Origin of the sequence: Streptomyces bugieae (assembly GCF_036352915.1) — a bacterium.
Lineage (GTDB): Bacteria > Actinomycetota > Actinomycetes > Streptomycetales > Streptomycetaceae > Streptomyces > Streptomyces endophytica.
In genome coordinates, this window is the sequence record NZ_JAZBJP010000084.1 from 1 (window position 1) to 797 (window position 797).

The following is a 797-nucleotide window of genomic DNA, read 5'->3' on the forward strand; positions in this document are numbered from 1 at the left end:
CGCGGAGTCCGAGCCCGGGGAGGTCCTCGTAGTCGAGGGGAGAGGCGGGCTCGTCGTCGGGGTTCAGGAGGGCGGCGGCGAAGTGCTTGGAGATGCGTACAGGGTGCAGCTGGTCGCTGTCCTCCGCGAAGGCTTCACCGGTGCCAGCGGCGAGCGCGGTCTTGCCTACGCCGCCCTTCTGGTTGCAGATGATGATGCGCTTTGGGTGCTCCGGGCGGACGATGCCGGGGGCGGGGTTGGTGTCGAGCCAGTACAGCACGGACTGTGTGAGCCCTTGGATGCGCGAGACCCCGCGGGAGGCACAGGCCTCGCGGAACTCGTCCCACTGGCCGGGCGGGAGGAAGGTGGCGAACGGCTTCGCGCCTGCCGTGTCGGCAGCGGGAAGGTTCGCTCCGAGCCGGCGCCACGCGGTGATGCCGGCTTCGACAGCATGCTGGATGTCGGTGCCGTGCTGGGCGGCACGGACCTTCAGCGCTTGCTGCAGGGCGGGGGGCAGCTTGGAGACGACCTTCTCGCGGTCGCCTGCGTCAGACGAAGTCATGCACGTACCTTACTAACGTGGATGATCGACTACAGCATCGACACGTTAGTTAATGCCCTGATGTGCCGTCAGTGGCGCGATATTACGGCGTAATACCACGACCTCGGTGTAGCCGAGCTGGCGACCGCGAAGGCGGGCGGTGACGTCCGCACACGGCCTGTTGGAGCGTGAGACGTCCGACCTCGATCAGGTACTGACGTCGTGTTCGGTGTAGCCGAGCTGGCGACCGTGTCGAGCATCTGCACGTCCACCCGCC

At 66.9% G+C, this 797-nt stretch carries 1 pseudogene; it reads right to left on the reverse strand.

Annotation, left to right across the window (positions count from 1 at the left end):
- Positions 1-541 (reverse strand): annotated as a pseudogene (locus tag V2J85_RS40270) (ParA family protein); the annotation flags it as partial.
- Between the last annotated feature and the right edge of the window lie 256 nt (positions 542-797).